An 18,153-nucleotide genomic window follows, 5' to 3' on the forward strand; every position below is an offset into this window, starting at 1 on the left:
GAGAGATAAGAGGAAAAAAGATTGGAACGATATGAACTGATTGCTCCCTGTCATTTTGGACTGGAAGCAGTGTTAAAAAAAGAGGTAGTGGATCTGGGCTATGAGGTTACCGAGGTGGAAAATGGCCGCGTAACCTTTATCGGCGATGCGGAGGCGATCTGCCGTGCGAATATTTTTCTGCGGACGGCGGAGCGCGTCCTTTTAAAAGTGGGAAGCTTCAAGGCAGTGACCTTTGACGAGCTGTTTGAGGCGACCCGTGCGATTCCGTGGGAGAAATATCTTCCGAAGGACGGTAAATGCTGGGTTAAAAAGGCGTCGTCTATTTCGAGTAAGCTGTTCAGCCCGTCAGATATCCAGAGAATTATGAAAAAGGCGATTGCCCGTCATATGCAGGAATATTACGATCTGGACCGGATGCCGGAGACGGGCAATGAATATCCGCTGCGCGTCTTTTTCTATAAGGATCAGGTGACAGTCGGTATCGATACGAGCGGCGAGTCGCTGCACAAGCGCGGTTACCGTCAGATGACGAGTAAGGCGCCGATCACGGAAACACTGGCAGCGGCGCTGATTCTTCTGACTCCGTGGAAAGCGGACCGGATTCTGGTCGATCCGTTCTGCGGAAGCGGTACTTTCCCAATCGAGGCGGCGATGATCGCGGCAAATATGGCACCGGGCATGAACCGTTCCTTCCTGTCGGAGAGCTGGACAAACCTGATTCCGAAGAAATGCTGGTACGACGCGATCGATGAAGCGACCGAGATGGTGGATGATACCGTAAAGGTAGACATTCAGGGCTACGATATTGACGGAGAGGTAATCAAGGCGGCGCGGGAAAATGCGGAGAGAGCCGGAGTGGATCACATGATTCATTTCCAGGAGCGCCCGGTGGCGCAGCTGAGCCATCCGAAGAAATATGGCTTTATTATCACAAACCCGCCTTACGGCGAGCGTATCGAGGAGAAAAAGAACCTTCCAGCGCTCTATAAGACGATCGGTGAACGGTTTAAGGCGCTGGATTCCTGGTCGATGTACCTGATTACCGCGTATGAGGACGCAGAGCGCTATATTGGCAGGAAAGCGGACAAGAACCGGAAAATCTACAATGGTATGATGAAGACGTATTATTATCAGTTTATGGGTCCGAAGCCGCCGAGAAGAAAAACGGGGGATCAGGTTGAAGCGTAATGTTTTCTATGGGGCGCTTCTGGTGCTTCTGCTGGGATTTCTGGTACGCGAGAACCGTCTGATTCATATTCCGAAGCAGGTGGAAAAGACGGAGGAGAGCGCCGAGTGGCAGCCGGAGTGGTATGAGCAGATGGCCGAGGAGATTAATGACAGCCCGATCACGCTGGAAGTCGATGGAACAATGGTCGATCCGCAGCTTGGAAGCTTGAGAATGTCGCAGGACGGGCAGTTTATGATACCGTATGGGATGCTGCCGGACGCGCTTTCCTGTGCGGCGCTTCTCTACGATGGAAACCGGCTTGTGATGGAGCGCGGCAATACTCATGCGGAGATGACGGTCGGAAGCCCGGAACTTTTGCTTGGGGAGGAGAGCCAGACGATTGCAGCACCCCCAGAGTGGGAAAATGGAATCCTGTATGTGCCGCTTGAGGCGGTGACGGAGGTATTTTCCTATGAAGAAAATTGGGATGCAGAGAACCGGAAAATGGAACTGACCGGGTCAGAGGATCCAGCCACGTTTTTGCCGGAATCCTATGATTACCGGAAGGCTGGCCGGGCACCGGCGGTTAAAAACCAGGGGAGTCTCGGAACGTGCTGGGCGTTTGCATCGGTGATGGCGCTGGAAAGTCGTGTCCGGCCGGAGTGGAATGTCAGCTTTTCGGAGGATCATATGTCCCTCCGGAACAGCTTCCATTTTTCACAGAATGCCGGGGGTGAGTATACGATGTCGATGGCGTATCTGCTGGCGTGGCAGGGGCCGGTGCTGGAAGAACAGGATCCATACGGCGACGGCTATTCGCCTGACGGTTTAAGCCCTGCTTGTCATGTGCAGGAGATACAGGTGTTGCCGGAGAAGGATTATGAGGCGGTTAAACGGGCGGTTTATCTGTACGGAGGCGTTCAGAGCTCCCTGTATACGGCGATGGTCAGTGACCGCGACGATACGCATTATTACCGGAAAGAGACAGGGGCGTACTGGTATAATGGCGATGAGAAGCCAAATCATGACGTTGTGATCATCGGCTGGGATGACCACTATTCGAGAGACAATTTTAACCAGCCTCCGGAGGGGGATGGCGCGTTTATCTGCGCCAACAGCTGGGGCGGCGAATTTGGGGACGATGGGTATTTTTACGTATCCTACTATGATACAAATATTGGGATCCACAACATTCTCTATTCCGGTATCGAGTCGGCAGATAATTACGACCACATTTACCAGGCAGATCTGTGCGGCTGGGTCGGGCAGCTCGGTTACGGAAAAGAATCGGCATTTTTTGCCAATATTTATACGGCAGAGGAGAAAGAAGAGCTGGAGGCAGTCGGCTTCTATGCAACCGGGGAAAATACATCGTATCAGGTATATACCGTGACGGACGCCGAGGGCAGCTCCCAGTTCGGGCGGCGCAGAAAGGTGGCTTCCGGGGAGGTTGCGAACGCCGGATATTATACGGTTTTGCTGGATAAGACGGTGACGCTGGAGGCAGGCGAACGGTTTGCCGTGATTGTCGAGATCACGACGCCGGGAGCGATTCATCCGGTGGCGATCGAGTACAGTTCGCCGGATAAGGGACTGACGGTCGATTTAAGCGACGGTGAAGGCTATATCAGTTACCGCGGTTCCTCCTGGGAGCGCGTGGAGGCGGAGCAAAACTGCAATGTGTGTTTGAAAGCGTATACGAGAAATGTGGATTCCTGGAATTGATTGCTGGTACGGATGTGAAGGTATGGCGGAAGCCGTTTTTGAAGAACGGTGATTCGGAATGTCGGGATATGAAAAGCCATGCTGTTTGAGGATAAAGGAGCGAGGAAAAGTGAGCGAGAAAATTATATTTGCGACGGGAAATGCGGGAAAGCTGAAAGAGATCCGTGAGATTTTAAAGGATTTAAACCGTGAGATTGTTACGATGCGCGAGGCTGGATTTGAAGGCGAGATCGAGGAAAATGGAACCACCTTCCGCGAGAATGCAGAGATCAAGGCGAAGGCAGTCTGGGAGAAGACGGGCGGCATTGTGCTGGCAGATGATTCCGGACTGGTGATAGATTATTTAAACGGCGAGCCGGGCGTTTATTCAGCGCGGTATTTAGGGGACACACCGTATGAGGAAAAGAACCGGATTTTGATTGAGCGCGTGAAGGATGCAAAAGGAAAAGAGCGGAGCGCCCGTTTTATGTGCAATATCGCGGCAGTGCTGCCGGATGGCAGAGTGCTTCACACAGAAGCGGCGATGGAGGGCGAGATTGCAAAGGAAGCGGCTGGAAACGGCGGATTTGGATATGATCCGATTCTCTGGCTGCCGGAGTACGGCAAAACGTCAGCAGAGCTCACGATGGAGGAAAAAAACCGTATCAGCCACCGGGGCAAGGCGCTGGAGCGGATGAAAGATGCGCTGAAGGAGGCGCTTGGCGAGTGATGAAAAAAATATTAATTACAAGCGACACCCACCGTCGGGATGGTAATCTGCTGGAAGTCATCCAGAATGAAGCACCGTTTGACATGTTCATTCATCTGGGTGACGCCGAGGGAAGTGAGGACATGATTACGTCGTGGTGTAAGGAGCAGAACCCGGACTGCGAGGTCTATATGGTGCTGGGAAATAATGATTTTTTCTCCCATCTGGACCGTGAGAAGGAGATTTCGATTGGAAAATACCGCACATTTCTAACCCACGGTCATTTTTATAGCGTATCGGTTGGGACGGAGCGCCTGATCGATGAGGCACAGGATCGCGGCGTGCAGATTGCGATGTTTGGACATACCCACAAGCCGTATCTGGAGCGGCGCGGGGATCTGACTGTGTTGAATCCGGGCAGTCTTTCGTTTCCGCGCCAGGAGGGCAGACGCCCGAGCTACATGCTCATGGATCTGGATGACGAGGGCGAGGCGCATTTTACGACCTGCTATTTGTAGAGGTCTGTTACTGGGCACATATGTGTGTCACTGTACACGCATATGTGCCCAGTAACTATGCGTGTACAGAAACCGAAAAAGCAAATATCCGCATATTGACGCATTTTCGGTAAATTGTTATAATGAGAGAGATTGTGAAAAAGGTACTTATCAATGATTCAATCGACCCAATAAAGATGCCGGGGACGGAGGTTTCGTTTCCGAGGCAGGAGTATGACATGAGACTGGAAGCTTTAATTCAAAATATGACGGATCAGATCAAAGAGGCGCAGCTAAAACTTGGTTATGCCAGGGAGACGATGCGCCTTTATTATCCGCTTTCTTCCCTGAATGCGATGCTGGAGATACAGGAGACGGATATCCGGGAGCTGGCGAAGAAGATACGGCATGAGCTGGAGGCGAAGAAGGAGAAAATGGGAGATACCCAGATTCGGATCCACGCCGATCGGATCGTCTTTACGATCCCGCCGGATTTTGTGGAGTATGTCCATGAGCAGGTTCCGGAACCGCCGTTTTTAAAGGAGCTGATCCAGTTGTTTCGGGAAAAGCACGCCTGCACAAAGGAAGAGATTACCGCTGTGTTTGAAAAATTCGGTGCGTATGAGTGTCGGCAGATGCCGGACGGCATGGATTTTGATTATGTCATTTATTTTACAGACAGCAGCATCGATGCATATGATTACTGCATCCGTGAGGAGATGGGGCACACGATTTACCACCGATTTGCACGGGCTGATTTTGAGGCATTGATGACGATTCAATAAAAAGGAGATTAGACGGATGGAAAACGAGACAAAGCAGACAAATACGAATGAACAGGAGCCGGATATCTTCGCACAGAAGTTAAGAGAGGCAGATTCCTTATATGCCATTCTTTCCGGATGTACGAAAGAGCCGTATGTATACTGTGATCCGGAAACAATGGATGATGCCATCCTGCTGTTTACGGACGAAGAGGGCGCAAAGGCAGGCGCACAGAAGCTGGCAGAGCAGCAGATTCCGGTAGGAATCGCGAAGGTAGACAGAAAGAGCCTTCTGCTTTTCTATACCAGCCTTTACACGATGGGTGTCAATGCTATCCAGGTACACGTGGGCGAGGAGCAGAAGATGATTCAGCTGACCGAGTTTGTAAGACGCAAAGACCCGGAGGAGAGCAAGAATGGAAAAGTCTGGGTGGAGAACCCGGAGCTGCACCTGACGATGCTTTACTATATGCAGGATCTGCGCCGTCAGCCAAATCAGGAGATTACGCCGGAATTAAACGATTTACAGGAGGAGATCGGCGCGCACTTCACGAAGGGCCGCTATATCGTGCCGCTTCCAGAGGAAGGAAATGGCATTCCGCTGGTTAAATTAAAGAGCGGAGATATTTTCCAGCCGATCTTTACGGATGTGATCGAGTTCCAGCGTTTCAACCGTGAGAAGAAATTCCGCCCGGTTGTCGTAGATGCGCTCAAGCTGGCTCAGGTACTCCCGGAGGAGGCAAAGGGCATCGTTCTCAATCCGCTGGGCGTTAATATGCCGCTGACCGTACAGAAAGTAAAGAAGCAGCCGGAAGCACCGGTCCAGAAGCCGGTATCCGTAGAGGCACAGATCGACGCAGCTATCCGCGAGGTTCAGGCAGAGGCTGGACGGGAGTAGGAAAGGAAAGAGTATATGTATCAGGCAGCAGACGCAAGATATGATGGAATGACCTACAACCGCTGCGGCAGCAGCGGACTCAGACTCCCGGCAGTTTCGCTGGGATTCTGGCATAATTTTGGCAGCACCGGCGTCTATGAGACAATGCGGAAGCTGTGTTTTACCGCTTTTGACAATGGCGTCACGCACTTTGACCTTGCCAACAATTATGGACCGGAGCCGGGAAGTGCTGAGGAAAATCTGGGACGGATTGTAAAGGAAAATTTCATGCCATATCGAGACGAGCTGATCATCAGCACGAAAGCCGGATACGAGATGTGGAACGGCCCTTATGGAAACTGGGGCAGCCGTAAATACCTGCTTGCAAGCCTCGATCAGAGCCTTACACGCCTGGGACTTCCGTATGTAGACATTTTCTACCATCACCGGATGGACCCGGAGACGCCGCTTGAGGAGACGATGGGAGCACTCGATCAGGCAGTTAAGAGCGGAAAAGCTCTCTATGCAGGACTTTCCAACTACAATGGACAAAAAATGCAGGAAGCCGCTGCGATCCTGCGTGATCTGAAATGCCCGTTCGTCATCAATCAGAACCGCTACAGCATCTTTGACCGCACGATCGAAAACAACGGCTTAAAAGAAGCCGCTGTCAAAGAAAAGAAAGGTCTGATTGCATTCAGCCCGCTTGCACAGGGAACTTTAACCGACCGTTATCTGTACGGTATCCCAGCCGACAGCCGCGTCATGACCGACGGCAGATTTCTCAAAAAAGACCAGCTCACCGAAGAAAAAATCAGCCAGATCCGCGCCCTCAACGAGATGGCCGGACAGAGAGGCGAAAAACTCTCCCAGATGGCGCTCAAATGGGTCATGAAGGATCCTGTGGTAACCAGCGTTCTCATCGGTGCGTCCAAACCGGAGCAGATATTAGATAATCTGAAAATGTTGGATGGGGCACCGTTGAGCGAGGAAGAGCTGCTTAAAATCGATCAAATTTGTGGAATAAAATAAACAGAAAACGCCCAGCGGCGCAATTATGCGTACCCGCTGGGCGTTTCTTCCGTCCGTGTTGGCAAACCATATCTATTTAACCGCCACAACCACCCTATTCGGCAGGCAAACCAGCGATTCCCCACTCTCTGAAACGGTTCCCTGCTTCACACAGAGCTTGTCCGGGCAGTCTGCCTCTTCGATCCGGGCACATCCATCTTGAATCACCAGATGATTTTGTCCCCCCTGATACCCATCGATCCAGGTGTCTATCTCCTCATCCAGCCGGTAGGTGGCGACGGTTGTTCCATTGACACTGACATCAACGGTAAAAGCATCCTTCTGGCGCTGCAAGCGCACAACCAGAAAACCGATGAGTATGACGGCTAGAAGAACCAGAATCAAAACAAAATCATTTCTATTTTTCTTTGATTTCATCAATAAATGCCTCCGCTCCATCCGAGTAAATCAGTTTATAATCATCCGTGATAAAATAAGCATAAATGCCATCCATTGAATTGATGAGTTCCAGGCCCTTATCCAGTCCCATCGAGAAACAGGTCGTGCTGAGTACATCGCCGTCCACCGAACGCGGGGAGACGATCGTCACGGAAACCAGTCCGTTCTGGTACGGATAGCCTGTTTTCGGGTTTAACAGGTGATGGTAATTGACACCGTTTTTTTCAAAATGGCGCTCATAGACGCCGGAGGAGACAACGGACATGTCATCAATATTCAGATCGGCAAAGACCGTTGCATAGTCGGCAAACGGTTTCTGCAGCCCGATGCGGAACGGCTGGTGGTTTGTGCGCTCACCGACACAGAGTACGTTGCCGCCCAGGTTGATGATGGCGCTTTCGACGCCGGATTCGGTCAGATAGTCTTTCATGCGGTCGGCAATGTAGCCCTTGGCGATGGAGCCGAGGTCAATCGTCGTGTCCGGGGAGAGGAAGGTTAAAGTATTTCCGTCAAGTTTCACATTTTTCCAGTTGACGCGTTCTGCCGCCGCTGTTATGTCATCCTCCGCCGGGATCACGTGCTCGTCGCTGGTAAAATTCCAGAGAGAACTGAGCGGTTCGATCGTCAGGTCGTAGGCACCATGGGAAACCTCACTGTAATGCAGTCCTTCAGAAATCATCGCCGCCATATCGTCGGAGACGGTAAAAGTCGTCTCGTCGGCGCTGCGGTGGTTTAACTTGTAAAGCTCGCTGCCCTCGATCGTCTTGCTGAAACGGTTTTCGTACTCCTGGCACATGTCCACACAGTGGTCAAGGATCGCTTCATCCTGCGAATCATAGAGTGTGATGTTGACAAATGTATTCAGCAGAAACGCGGAACGGCTGATCGGCTCCCGGCGGGATTTGCTGAAAAGAAGCGCCGCGCCGCAGCCAAAAAATACGACGGCAAGAAGTGTCAGAAGCGCGGATAAATCCTTTTTTTTCATAAAGAGCTCCATTCTTAAAAATATCGAAAATTCGGTTTGAAACTATGTTTGCAAAAATGTCTGCAACTACTCTAACAAAGGTTGATAGGAAAGTCAAGATTACGGCCCAGAAACTAAATGCACCGGCAGCCAGAACGTTACTGGGCACGTATGCGTGAACAGTAACGCCAGAACTGTATCGTACGGAATTTTTAGTTCAGAAAATTCCTATCTGTGAACAGTTACGCGCTTTACAAAACTAAAAATTTTTACTAATATATTTATAGAGGTATACAGAGGAGGAAGAAATGCAGAAAAAAGGACGAGCAGGCACATCCAGAGCCGGAAAAATCGCTTTATATGGAATGATGACAGCGCTGGCATTTCTGCTGAGCTATGTCGAGACCCTGATACCGCTCAACCTGGGCGTTCCGGGGATCAAGCTGGGATTGGCGAATCTGGCGTCGATCGTGAGCCTGTATCTGCTGGGAGCCGGTGCGGCAGCGGCGATTGCATTGGTGCGTATCGTGCTGGTAGGATTTACGTTTGGAAACCTGTCGATGATGCTGTATAGTCTGGCAGGTGCTGCGGTCAGCCTTCTTCTGATGGTGGTGTTCCGCCGGTTGGACTGGTTCGGCGTGACCGGTGTCAGCATCCTGGGTGGTGCGGGACACAACATCGGGCAGCTTATCGTGGCGGCGCTGGTGGTGGAAAATGCGAGTCTGTTCTACTATCTTCCGGTGCTTCTGGCAGCCGGAACGGCAGCGGGGGCGCTGATTGGGCTTCTCGGAGGAATCCTGGTAAACCGCTTAAAATGTCTGGATTTGACAAAATTTATGTAAATGGAAGCCACAAGAGTAAGAGGATGTACAGTGACTGTTCATATGCAGGCATTTTTGGAACCGAAAATGCCATGAGATAAGGTGGCGCAGTGGTAGATGGGCAGATAAAGTGTTACTGTTCACAGGTAGGCACTTTTGGAACCGAAAGTGCCGTAAGAAAACGTGGTGGCAGCAGGAATTTGCCGTATTTAAATGCGAAGCCACGGCAAATTCCGTTACTGGGCACGTATGCGTGAACAGTAACGATAAAGTTATAATGATAAAAGGATAAGAATGAAACAGCAAGGTTGTTTTTCAGTCAGGAGGATGGGGTATGGCAGTATATGAAGCAATCAGAAATTTAGTACAGTACGGAGTCAATACGGGGCTTCTTCAGGAGTCGGATCGCATTTACGTGACGAATCAGATTCTCGAGGTTCTGGGACTGGATGAATATGAAGAACCACAGGGCGCATGCAGGGAGATTTCACTGGAAGAGACGTTGAATGCCCTGCTTGATTATGCACATGAGACGGGCGTTTTGAAGGAGAACGGCGTGGTGTACCGCGATCTGTTCGACACGAAGCTGATGAACTGCCTGATGCCGCGCCCGAGCGAGGTGATTGGACATTTCTGGAAATTGTATGAGGAATCGCCGGAGGCGGCAACCAATTATTATTACAAATTGAGCCAGGATTCCAATTACATCCGCCGTTACCGTGTTTCCAAGGATATGAAATGGAAAACGGATACAAAATACGGGGAGCTGGACATTACGGTTAATTTATCCAAGCCGGAGAAAGATCCGAAGGCAATCGCGGCAGCCAAACTGGCAAAGCAGAGCGGTTATCCGAAATGCCTCTTATGCAAGGAAAATGAAGGCTATGCCGGACGTGTCAACCATCCGGCGCGCAATAACCACCGCATTATTCCGATCACGGTCAATGACAGCCAGTGGGGCTTTCAGTATTCGCCGTATGTGTATTACAATGAGCACTGCATCGTGTTCAACGGTGTGCACACGCCGATGAAGATCGAACGGGCAACGTTTGTCAAATTGTTTGATTTTGTGAAATTGTTCCCGCACTATTTCCTGGGGTCCAATGCGGATCTGCCGATCGTCGGCGGTTCGATTTTAAGTCACGACCATTTCCAGGGCGGACATTACACGTTTGCGATGGCAAAAGCGCCGATTGAACAGAAATTTGAGATGGAAGGCTTCGAGGATGTGGAAGCTGGAATCGTTAAATGGCCGATGTCAGTTCTGCGGACCCGTTCCAAGAATCCGGACCGCCTGATTGCTCTTGGCGAAAAAGTGCTGTGTGCATGGCGCAGCTATACGGATGAGGATGCCTTTATTTATGCTGAGACGGACGGAGAACCGCACAACACGATCACGCCGATTGCCAGAAAGAATGGCGATTTCTATGAGCTGGATCTGGTGCTCCGCAATAACATCACGACGGATGAGTATCCGCTTGGTGTTTACCATCCGCACGCGAAGCTGCATCACATCAAGAAAGAAAATATCGGTCTGATCGAGGTCATGGGTCTGGCGGTGCTCCCGTCCAGATTGAAACAGGAGCTTGCCGATCTGGCGGAGGCGATCCTTTCCGGAGGCGATATCCGTTCCAATCCAGAGCTTGAAAAGCATGCGGACTGGGTGGATGAGTTCCTGCCGAAGTATGAGCATATAACAAGTGAAAATATAAACGAAATCCTGCAAAAAGAGGTAGGTCTTGTCTTTGAGCAGGTACTGGAAGACGCGGGCGTATATAAGTGTACGCCGGAAGGCAGGGAGGCATTTGCCCGGTTCCTGCGCTCAGTGGGCTTCCGATAAAGAGGAGATAATGGAGAGAGATTTATTTTTAAGAAAATATCGGATCGAACAGGAAGACTTTGACGCGGCGGGCGTTTCCTGGGAGGAATTGACTGCGATCGCGGATCATTATGCGACGATCGAGGGAAAGCTGCGGGAGATTGGCAAGGATTTTGTAGATAAGTATCTGTATGATATTGAAAAAGCGGGGATCCATTCCTACCGTTACCGTACCAAGGCACAGGGGCATCTGCTGGAGAAGATCATCCGCAAGAAAAAAGAGCAGCCGGAGAAATTTGCCCAGCTGGGAGTTGATAATTACTGGAAATACGTGACGGACCTTATCGGTATCCGTGTATTCTTCCTGTACCGTGAGGATTGGCGTCATTTCCATGAATACATCACATCGGCGTTTGAAAATGCCCCGGAGCAGTATGTAAAAGACCGTGAGCGCGATTTTGACAACGATGAGACACACTGCTACATTGCAGAGCGTCCGAAGGTATACCGCCGAAACGGGGACAGCCGGATCTACGATGAAAATGTGATCGAAATCAAGTCAGGCGGTATCTACCGTTCCCTTCACTACATCATCAAATACCGCGGTTACTACGTCGAGATTCAGGCGAGAACGCTGTTCGAGGAGGGGTGGAGTGAGGTTGACCACGACATTGTTTATCCGTACCACAAGGACGACGTGATGCTGCGCGATTTCTCCCGTCTGTTAAACCGGCTCTCCGGCATGGCGGATGAAATGAGCTCGTATTTCCGCCGGATGAAGGTGGAGAAGGAGTTTGAAGAGGTCCTGCTCGGAGAATATAAGGAAGACAAAGAGGCGAAGCTGCTCGCAAGTATGCGGGAGCTGCTGGGGAAAGAAGAACGATAAGGAATAGGGAAAAGATAACTGGATCAAAAAAACGGGCATTGGAATGCTTGCTATCCACACAGTGGTGGATGAAGAGCATTTCAATGCCTGTTTTATGGAGCTATAATTATAGATCCAGTTTCAAATCGCCTTCCTTGATCCATCCAGCTTTCCGGCAAAGTGCGCCGAAGAACAGGGTCAAAACAGCCGGAAGCACGAAGCAGATGAGCAGGATGCCCGGCCACATCATCGAATTTCCACTTCCCTGCATGGCGGTGTAGATGCCGATCGGTCCGACGAGACCGCAGGTTCCCATGCCGGAACCGGCTGGAATATTTTCCAGATGGAAGACCATCGTGGAGAGCGGACCGGTGACCATCGAGGCGAGTGTCGGTGGAATCCAGATTTTCGGGTTCCGGACGATATTTCCCATCTGGAGCATCGAGGTTCCGAGTCCCTGTGCCAGAAGACCACCCCATTTATTTTCACAGAAGCTTAAAACGGCAAATCCGACCATCTGCGCGCAGCAGCCTGCGGTGGCGGCACCGCCTGCCAGACCGTCGAGGCTTAACATGATGCAGATTGCCGCACTGCTGATCGGAAGCGTCAGGGCGATGCCGATCAGGGCAGAAACCAGAATACCCATGAAAAGCGGCTGCATAACGGTCGCTGTCTTCACCAGATTTCCGAAAGCGGTCATGAATGCAGAGACGCCCGGACCGACAAACTGTGCGGCCAGGATACCGGAGATGATGGTGACGCCCGGGGTGACGAGAATATCAACTGGTGTCTCTTTGGAGACGATTTTTCCAAGCTCGGCTGCGATGATGGTGGCAACGAGCGCGCCGACCGGACCGCCGAGTTCATTGCCCGCGATGCCGACGGTAGCGGCGGAGAAAAGGACGAGCGTCGGTGCCTTTAAGGCGTAGGCAATCGAGACGCCGAGCGCCGCACCGGTCGCGCTCTTGGCGTAGCCTGCGATCGTAGTAAAAATTACAACGCCTGTTTTTTCCCCCAGCGTGCCGAAAATGGTACCGATCAGAAGAGAAGCAAACAGACCAAATGCCATCGCGCCCAGCGCATCGATGAGATACGTCTGAACGGAGATGACAACCTGCTTCCGTTTCAGAAAAGCTTTCACACGTTCCATGTTGATAGAACCTCCCAGAGTAAAATAATTGTGAACGGAATGAATCGTTTCAGCCATTCCGGTCAAATAAATGGCTTACACCTGTCTTGACAGGTGTAATGGACGTTTGTATTTTAACACGAAATGGAGAAAATACAAGAGAAAATATAGAAAAAAGTAAAAAAGTTATGATACAATAAAAAATAATTGACGAGGTGTTTTCGAAAAAGTATGTTCGATTCGAGGGGAGGTATTTCATGCAGAGACGAATTTGTCCGATTTGCGACCATCCGATCAAGTATGGTCATTATTGTTCTTTTTGTAAACAGTGGATCCGGAATCCTAACTATGTCAATGCAACTTATTATCTGAATGAGCGTCACCCGGCGCATGAGACGGACTGTGAGTATCACAATGCGGGATCTGCCTCGTGGGAAACGAGTGCAAGGGCAGGAACAGATGCCATCCGCACGCTTGCGGACCGGGCGAAGGCATATTCCCAGACGCAGAAAGCAGCAGGCGCAGGCAGACAGGCATCCGTCCGGACACAGAACCAGAACAGTATGTCGTATCAGACAACGCAGAGACGAAGCGCGGTGCAGCAAGGAAAAAATCAGAAAAAGAAGGGGAAAATGAGCCTTGTGCTGGTGATTTTGCTGATTTTGTTTGCTTTGTCTGGAATTAATTATCTGTATCGTATGTTTATGTATTTTATTTGGTTCCTATAGATTTTTCCTATGGCAAGATATAGAAAATCAATCCAGAAGATAGCTGTCGGAAGTCTGGCGTTCATTGGGGAAATATGGTATACTGAGCAAAAATCATATAGAATACATAGGCAATAGAGGTCCGGGGCAGAACCGGACGAAATGATGAGAACAGGAGATAAATACGATGAAGATTAAGGATATTTTAGCCAAAGGACAGCCGACGCTTTCGTTTGAAGTGTTCCCGCCGAAGGAGGAGAGCAACTTCGCTTCCGTTGAGAAAGCGGCGCTTGAGATTGCAAAGTTAAATCCATCATTTATGAGCGTGACCTACGGAGCAGGCGGCGGCACAAGCCAGTATACGGTCCAGATCGCATCGGATATCCAGAGCACCTGCCAGGTGCCGGCGCTGTCACATCTGACCTGCGTCTCCTCGACCCGTGAGAAGGTGCACAGTGTCCTGCGCGAGATTCAGGCACACGGAATTGAGAATGTCCTGGCACTTCGCGGCGATATTCCGAAAGACGGCAAGGTAGAAAAAGATTATCAGTATGCATCCCAGCTGATCCGCGAGATCCGTGAGACCTGCCCGGATCTGTGCATCGGCGCAGCCTGCTATCCGGAGGGACATGTGGAATCGGTCAACAAGACGGTGGATATCGGGCATCTGAAAGAAAAAGTGGAAGCGGGCTGTGATTTTGTGACGACCCAGATGTTCTTTGATAATAATATCCTTTATAATTACCTGTACCGTATCCGAGAAAAAGGAATCACGGTTCCGGTTGTCGCAGGCATCATGCCGGTGACAAACATAAGTCAGATTAAGCGCATCTGCAGCATGTCCGGCACCTACCTTCCGGCACGCTTCAAGGCGATCGTAGATCGTTTTGGTGATAACCCGGCAGCGATGAAGCAGGCAGGTATCGCCTATGCAACTGAGCAGATCATCGATCTGATTGCAAACCATGTAAATGGAATCCATGTATATTCAATGAATAAACCGGATGTAGCGGCGCAGATTAAGAACAACCTGTCGGAGATTCTGTAATGGCGGAAGTCAATCGGAGAGAAATATATCGGTATTTAGGAATTAAAGGGCAGCAGGAGCCGGATCCGCAGACGAAAGATCTGGTGGAGGACTGTCTGGGAGAATTAGAGCGGTCCGTCAACTGCCGGAGCTTTTACAGACGCTATCCGCTGACGCTGCTGCCAGATTCAGAACTTGATTTTACGTGTTTTAAAGTAAAAAGCCGGGCGCTCAGCCGCAATTTAAAGGACTGCCAGGAGGTCATCCTTTTTGCGGCGACGCTGGGTGCTGGTGTGGATCTGCTTCTGCGCCGATACAGCCGTCTTTCGATGAGCCGGGCGGTTGTCTTGCAGGCGTGCGCGGCGGCACGGATTGAGAGTTACTGCAATGAAATCAATGACAAATTAAAAGCGGAGGCAGCAGAAGAAGGACTCTATCTGCGTCCCCGCTTTTCGCCAGGTTATGGAGATCTGCCGCTTTCGTGCCAGCCGGATTTCTGCCGGGTACTGGAAGCGGAAAAGACGGTGGGGATTACATTGACGGAAAGTTTTTTGATGATGCCGTCCAAGTCGGTGACGGCGGTCATCGGAGTATCGAAGATAGCGGCGGGCTGTGTGAAAGAGGGCTGTGAGGTCTGTTCAAACAAAAACTGCCTGTACCGGAGAGATAAATAAGTAAGAAACAAAAAACAGAGAGGAAGCTGACATGGGTATACGGGAAGATTGGAACGATAAAATACTGGTATTTGACGGAGGAATGGGAAGTCTTCTGCAGGGAGCCGGGCTGAAACCGGGCGAACTGCCGGAAACCTGGAATATCAAGCATCCGGAGGTTCTGGTAAAGATCCATGAGGATTATCTGAACGCGGGCGCGAATATTATTTTATCGAATACATTCGGCGCGAACCGCCTGAAATACAATGAGGCAGCCGAGTTTAATCTGGATGAGATCGTGGATGCGGCGATGAAAAATGCCCGGACAGCGGTAGAACACTGCGGCCGTGGTTATGTAGCGCTGGATCTGGGACCGACCGGACGCCTTTTAAAGCCAATGGGTGATCTGGACTTTGAGGAGGCGGTCTCCATCTATACCGAGGTGGTAAAGGCAGGCGTGCGAGGCGGCGCGGATCTGATTCTGATCGAGACGATGAGCGACACGTATGAACTCAAGGCAGCGGTTCTGGCGGCAAAGGAAAATTCCGATCTTCCAATCTTTGCAACCACAATTTTCGATGGAAAAGGCAAACTTTTAACCGGCGGAACACCGAAGTCCGTTGTGGCACTTTTGGAAGGTCTGGGCGTGGATGCGCTCGGAATCAATTGTGGATTAGGTCCGGTTCAGATGAAGCCGATTGTGGAAGAACTGCTTCGGTATGCGTCGATCCCGGTGGTTGTCAATCCAAATGCGGGACTTCCGCGAAGCGAGGGAGGAAAGACCGTATATGATATTGATCCGCCAGAATTTGTCGAGGAAATGAAAGGAATGCTGGAGATGGGCGTTTCGGCAGTCGGGGGCTGCTGTGGTACGACCCCGGAGCACATCCGTCTGCTGGCAGAGATGTGTAAGGGCAGAACGAGAAAGCCGATCGAGCCGAAAAATGACACTCTCATCACTTCCTACGCGTCGGTAGTTGAGATGGGAACCGATCCGGTCATTATTGGCGAGCGCATCAATCCGACCGGAAAATCAAAATTCAAACAGGCGCTGCGCGATCACAACCTGGAATATATCCTGCGCGAGGCGATCACCCAGCAGGAAAATGGCGCTGCGGTGCTTGACGTCAACGTGGGACTGCCGGAGATCGATGAAGTGGCGATGATGCGCGAGGTCGTACAGGAATTGCAGGCGGTGACCGAGCTTCCGCTGCAGATTGATACGACTGACACAGAGGCGATGGAACAGGCGCTGCGTATTTATAATGGAAAGGCACTGATTAACTCTGTCAATGGCAAACAGGAGGTCATGGACGCTGTATTTCCGCTGGTAAAACATTACGGCGGCACGGTGGTTGCGCTGACGATCGACGAGGAAGGCATTCCGGCGACGGCGGACGGACGTATGGCGATCGCGCGGAAAATCTGTGCGGAGGCGGAAAAGTATGGCATCCAGAAAAAAGACATCGTGATCGATGCGCTCTGTATGACGATCAGCTCCGAGCCGACCGGCGCGCTGGTGACGCTGGAGACGGTGCGCCGTGTCCGTCAGGAACTTGGCTGCAATACGATTCTCGGTGTTTCCAATATTTCCTTCGGATTACCGCAGCGTGAGATTGTCAACTCCAATTTCTTTACGATGGCGATGCAGAGCGGTCTGACCGCGGCGATCATCAATCCAAATTCGGCGGCAATGATGCGTTCTTATTATAGCTACCGGGCCCTGGCAGCACTGGATGAACACTGCGGCGATTATATTGAGCAGGCAGCGCGGCTGGCGATTCCAAAGGCAGGTGCGGGCGGAGCTTCCGGCGCAGGTGCAGCAGGCAGCGCAGGTTCGGGTGCCCCGGCGGCAGGTGCAGCTGGAGCTTCCGGCAGTGCGGACACTGGCAGCCAGGCATCCGGTCCGGAGCATCAGCTTACGGTCAGTGTGGAGAGAGGTTTAAAAGAGCAGGCGGCATCGGCAGCCGGGGAACTCTTAAAGACCATGGATTCCTTGACCGTCATCAATTCCTGCATGATCCCGGCACTCGATAAGGTCGGAAAGGGTTTTGAGGCAGGCACCGTCTTTTTGCCGCAGCTTCTGATGAGTGCGGAGGCGGCAAAATCGGCGTTTGAGGTCATCAAAAACCAGATGGAGTCCTCCGGGGAAGCAGGAGAGAAGAAGGACAAGATCGTGCTGGCGACCGTCAAGGGCGATATTCATGACATTGGAAAAAATATCGTAAAAGTATTATTGGAGAATTACAGCTATGATGTGCTGGATTTAGGTAAGGACGTAGCTCCGGAGGAGATCGTGGAAGAGACGATCAAGAACCATGTAAGACTGGTCGGTCTGTCCGCCCTGATGACGACCACCGTGCCGAGCATGGAGGAGACGATCAAGCAGCTCCGCAAGGAAGCACCGTGGGCGAAAGTCATGGTCGGCGGCGCGGTTCTGACCCAGGAATACGCGGATATGATAGGAGCGGATGCGTATTGCCGCGATGCGATGGCGTCTGTTAATTACGCGCAGCAGGTGCTGGTCTAACGCTTGACAGTCTGCCCTACTTAGACTAAAATTAGAGTAATTAAAACTAAGAATTGACGAGGGAGGGACAGCTATGGTATCGAAGAAAGTGAAAGTGGTTAATCCATCGGGACTTCACCTGCGGCCGGCTGGCGTGCTTTCGCAGACCGCGATGAAATTTAAGAGCCGGACTCTGATTGAGTGCGGGGAGAAACATATTGTGGCAAAGAGCGTGCTGAACGTGATGGCAGCGGGTATCAAGTGCGGCACCGAGATCACGGTTGCCTGCGACGGACCGGATGAGGAAGAAGCACTGAAGACGATTACCGAGGCGATCGAGAGCGGACTCGGAGAAGAACTGGAACAGTAAGATATCAGCCATCTCCTGCACAGTGTGCGGGCGGTGACACACATATCAGAACCAGAGGGGGATATTGCAGAACGGCAGAAATTGCAGTTGTGCAGGTATC

At 51.2% G+C, this 18,153-nt stretch carries 18 protein-coding genes; 15 read left to right on the top strand and 3 right to left on the bottom strand.

From position 1 onward, the window contains the following. Window positions 1–21 precede the first annotated feature (21 nt). From PG862_RS09380 to PG862_RS09410, 7 genes are all read left to right on the top strand, one after another. Window positions 22–1,188: a THUMP domain-containing class I SAM-dependent RNA methyltransferase gene (locus PG862_RS09380; RefSeq protein ID WP_107000505.1), complete on the top strand. Its 1,167-nt coding sequence runs from the start codon at window positions 22–24 to the stop codon at window positions 1,186–1,188. Beyond that, window positions 1,178–2,893 carry a lectin like domain-containing protein gene (locus tag PG862_RS09385; RefSeq protein ID WP_117796171.1) on the top strand — a complete coding sequence of 572 codons (1,716 nt, stop codon included), beginning with the start codon at window positions 1,178–1,180 and terminating at the stop codon, window positions 2,891–2,893. Before PG862_RS09380 ends, PG862_RS09385 begins: the two co-directional genes overlap by 11 nt. 109 nt (window positions 2,894–3,002) lie before the next feature. Continuing rightward, on the top strand, window positions 3,003–3,602 hold the full coding sequence (gene rdgB / locus PG862_RS09390; protein WP_117796170.1) for an RdgB/HAM1 family non-canonical purine NTP pyrophosphatase: 600 nt from the start codon (window positions 3,003–3,005) through the stop codon (window positions 3,600–3,602). After that, window positions 3,602–4,099 carry a YfcE family phosphodiesterase gene (locus PG862_RS09395; protein WP_117796169.1) on the top strand — a complete coding sequence of 166 codons (498 nt, stop codon included), beginning with the start codon at window positions 3,602–3,604 and terminating at the stop codon, window positions 4,097–4,099. The genes rdgB and PG862_RS09395 overlap by 1 nt, the downstream gene beginning before the upstream one ends. A 134-nt stretch (window positions 4,100–4,233) precedes the next feature. Continuing rightward, on the top strand, window positions 4,234–4,863 hold the full coding sequence (locus PG862_RS09400) for a DUF3877 family protein (protein WP_181986221.1): 630 nt from the start codon (window positions 4,234–4,236) through the stop codon (window positions 4,861–4,863). Window positions 4,864–4,879: 16 nt separating this feature from the next. Next, the gene (locus PG862_RS09405) at window positions 4,880–5,740 is read left to right on the top strand and encodes an SseB family protein (RefSeq protein WP_022359338.1); all 861 of its coding nucleotides are present in this window, start codon (window positions 4,880–4,882) and stop codon (window positions 5,738–5,740) included. A 15-nt stretch (window positions 5,741–5,755) separates the two neighbouring features. Then, window positions 5,756–6,751: an aldo/keto reductase gene (locus tag PG862_RS09410; protein WP_107000500.1), complete on the top strand. Its 996-nt coding sequence runs from the start codon at window positions 5,756–5,758 to the stop codon at window positions 6,749–6,751. A 72-nt stretch (window positions 6,752–6,823) separates the two neighbouring features. Here PG862_RS09410 and PG862_RS09415 read toward each other — a convergent pair whose 3' ends face one another. Together PG862_RS09415 and PG862_RS09420 are read right to left on the bottom strand one after the other, a co-directional pair. After that, window positions 6,824–7,168 (bottom strand): NusG domain II-containing protein, encoded by a 345-nt coding sequence (locus PG862_RS09415; protein ID WP_181357182.1) that lies wholly within the window; start codon window positions 7,166–7,168, stop codon window positions 6,824–6,826. Next, window positions 7,149–8,174, bottom strand: a complete 1,026-nt coding sequence (locus tag PG862_RS09420; RefSeq protein ID WP_107000498.1) for an FAD:protein FMN transferase — start codon at window positions 8,172–8,174, stop codon at window positions 7,149–7,151. The genes PG862_RS09415 and PG862_RS09420 overlap by 20 nt, the downstream gene beginning before the upstream one ends. 287 nt (window positions 8,175–8,461) lie before the next feature. On the opposite strand from PG862_RS09420, the gene PG862_RS09425 reads away from it, so the two are divergent. The 3 genes from PG862_RS09425 to PG862_RS09435 all read left to right on the top strand — a co-directional run bounded on the left by PG862_RS09425 (window position 8,462) and on the right by PG862_RS09435 (window position 11,679). Beyond that, entirely contained in the window at window positions 8,462–8,995 is a 534-nt protein-coding gene (locus PG862_RS09425; protein ID WP_107000497.1) for a Gx transporter family protein, read from the top strand. A 313-nt stretch (window positions 8,996–9,308) separates the two neighbouring features. Further along, the gene (gene galT / locus PG862_RS09430; RefSeq protein WP_118293477.1) at window positions 9,309–10,814 is read left to right on the top strand and encodes a UDP-glucose--hexose-1-phosphate uridylyltransferase; all 1,506 of its coding nucleotides are present in this window, start codon (window positions 9,309–9,311) and stop codon (window positions 10,812–10,814) included. Between the two features lie 10 nt (window positions 10,815–10,824). Further along, window positions 10,825–11,679, top strand: coding sequence for a RelA/SpoT domain-containing protein (locus PG862_RS09435; RefSeq protein WP_333493377.1), 855 nt, complete (start codon window positions 10,825–10,827; stop codon window positions 11,677–11,679). Window positions 11,680–11,785: 106 nt separating this feature from the next. On the opposite strand, the gene PG862_RS09440 is transcribed toward PG862_RS09435, so the two are convergent. Next, on the bottom strand, window positions 11,786–12,808 hold the full coding sequence (locus PG862_RS09440; RefSeq protein ID WP_022359346.1) for a PTS transporter subunit IIC: 1,023 nt from the start codon (window positions 12,806–12,808) through the stop codon (window positions 11,786–11,788). Window positions 12,809–13,044: 236 nt separating this feature from the next. On the opposite strand from PG862_RS09440, the gene PG862_RS09445 reads away from it, so the two are divergent. The 5 genes from PG862_RS09445 (at window position 13,045) to PG862_RS09465 (ending at window position 18,053) form a co-directional block, all read left to right on the top strand. Then, on the top strand, window positions 13,045–13,515 hold the full coding sequence (locus tag PG862_RS09445) for a hypothetical protein (protein WP_118293476.1): 471 nt from the start codon (window positions 13,045–13,047) through the stop codon (window positions 13,513–13,515). Between the two features lie 166 nt (window positions 13,516–13,681). Continuing rightward, window positions 13,682–14,542, top strand: coding sequence for a methylenetetrahydrofolate reductase [NAD(P)H] (gene metF, locus PG862_RS09450; protein ID WP_022359348.1), 861 nt, complete (start codon window positions 13,682–13,684; stop codon window positions 14,540–14,542). Beyond that, entirely contained in the window at window positions 14,542–15,195 is a 654-nt protein-coding gene (locus PG862_RS09455) for a vitamin B12 dependent-methionine synthase activation domain-containing protein (protein WP_107000493.1), read from the top strand. The genes metF and PG862_RS09455 overlap by 1 nt, the downstream gene beginning before the upstream one ends. A 31-nt stretch (window positions 15,196–15,226) precedes the next feature. Continuing rightward, window positions 15,227–17,704: a homocysteine S-methyltransferase family protein gene (locus PG862_RS09460; RefSeq protein ID WP_270707223.1), complete on the top strand. Its 2,478-nt coding sequence runs from the start codon at window positions 15,227–15,229 to the stop codon at window positions 17,702–17,704. Window positions 17,705–17,777: 73 nt separating this feature from the next. Then, the gene (locus PG862_RS09465) at window positions 17,778–18,053 is read left to right on the top strand and encodes an HPr family phosphocarrier protein (RefSeq protein WP_022359351.1); all 276 of its coding nucleotides are present in this window, start codon (window positions 17,778–17,780) and stop codon (window positions 18,051–18,053) included. The last annotated feature ends 100 nt before the right edge of the window (window positions 18,054–18,153 follow it).

The sequence above is a fragment of the Clostridium fessum genome (genome assembly GCF_027698965.1).
Classification (GTDB): domain Bacteria; phylum Bacillota; class Clostridia; order Lachnospirales; family Lachnospiraceae; genus Otoolea; species Otoolea fessa.

What these genes read in the sequence shown, in the direction of transcription:
- PG862_RS09395 (WP_117796169.1), top strand. Translation starts at nt 3,602, where the DNA reads ATGAAAAAAATATTAATTACAAGCGACACCCACCGTCGGGATGGTAAT.
- PG862_RS09405 (WP_022359338.1), top strand. Translation starts at nt 4,880, where the DNA reads ATGGAAAACGAGACAAAGCAGACAAATACGAATGAACAGGAGCCGGAT.
- PG862_RS09410 (WP_107000500.1), top strand. Translation starts at nt 5,756, where the DNA reads ATGTATCAGGCAGCAGACGCAAGATATGATGGAATGACCTACAACCGC.
- PG862_RS09415 (WP_181357182.1), bottom strand. Translation starts at nt 7,168, where the DNA reads ATGAAATCAAAGAAAAATAGAAATGATTTTGTTTTGATTCTGGTTCTT.
- PG862_RS09420 (WP_107000498.1), bottom strand. Translation starts at nt 8,174, where the DNA reads ATGAAAAAAAAGGATTTATCCGCGCTTCTGACACTTCTTGCCGTCGTA.
- PG862_RS09425 (WP_107000497.1), top strand. Translation starts at nt 8,462, where the DNA reads ATGCAGAAAAAAGGACGAGCAGGCACATCCAGAGCCGGAAAAATCGCT.
- galT (WP_118293477.1), top strand. Translation starts at nt 9,309, where the DNA reads ATGGCAGTATATGAAGCAATCAGAAATTTAGTACAGTACGGAGTCAAT.
- PG862_RS09435 (WP_333493377.1), top strand. Translation starts at nt 10,825, where the DNA reads ATGGAGAGAGATTTATTTTTAAGAAAATATCGGATCGAACAGGAAGAC.
- PG862_RS09440 (WP_022359346.1), bottom strand. Translation starts at nt 12,808, where the DNA reads ATGGAACGTGTGAAAGCTTTTCTGAAACGGAAGCAGGTTGTCATCTCC.
- PG862_RS09445 (WP_118293476.1), top strand. Translation starts at nt 13,045, where the DNA reads ATGCAGAGACGAATTTGTCCGATTTGCGACCATCCGATCAAGTATGGT.
- metF (WP_022359348.1), top strand. Translation starts at nt 13,682, where the DNA reads ATGAAGATTAAGGATATTTTAGCCAAAGGACAGCCGACGCTTTCGTTT.
- PG862_RS09455 (WP_107000493.1), top strand. Translation starts at nt 14,542, where the DNA reads ATGGCGGAAGTCAATCGGAGAGAAATATATCGGTATTTAGGAATTAAA.
- PG862_RS09460 (WP_270707223.1), top strand. Translation starts at nt 15,227, where the DNA reads ATGGGTATACGGGAAGATTGGAACGATAAAATACTGGTATTTGACGGA.
- PG862_RS09465 (WP_022359351.1), top strand. Translation starts at nt 17,778, where the DNA reads ATGGTATCGAAGAAAGTGAAAGTGGTTAATCCATCGGGACTTCACCTG.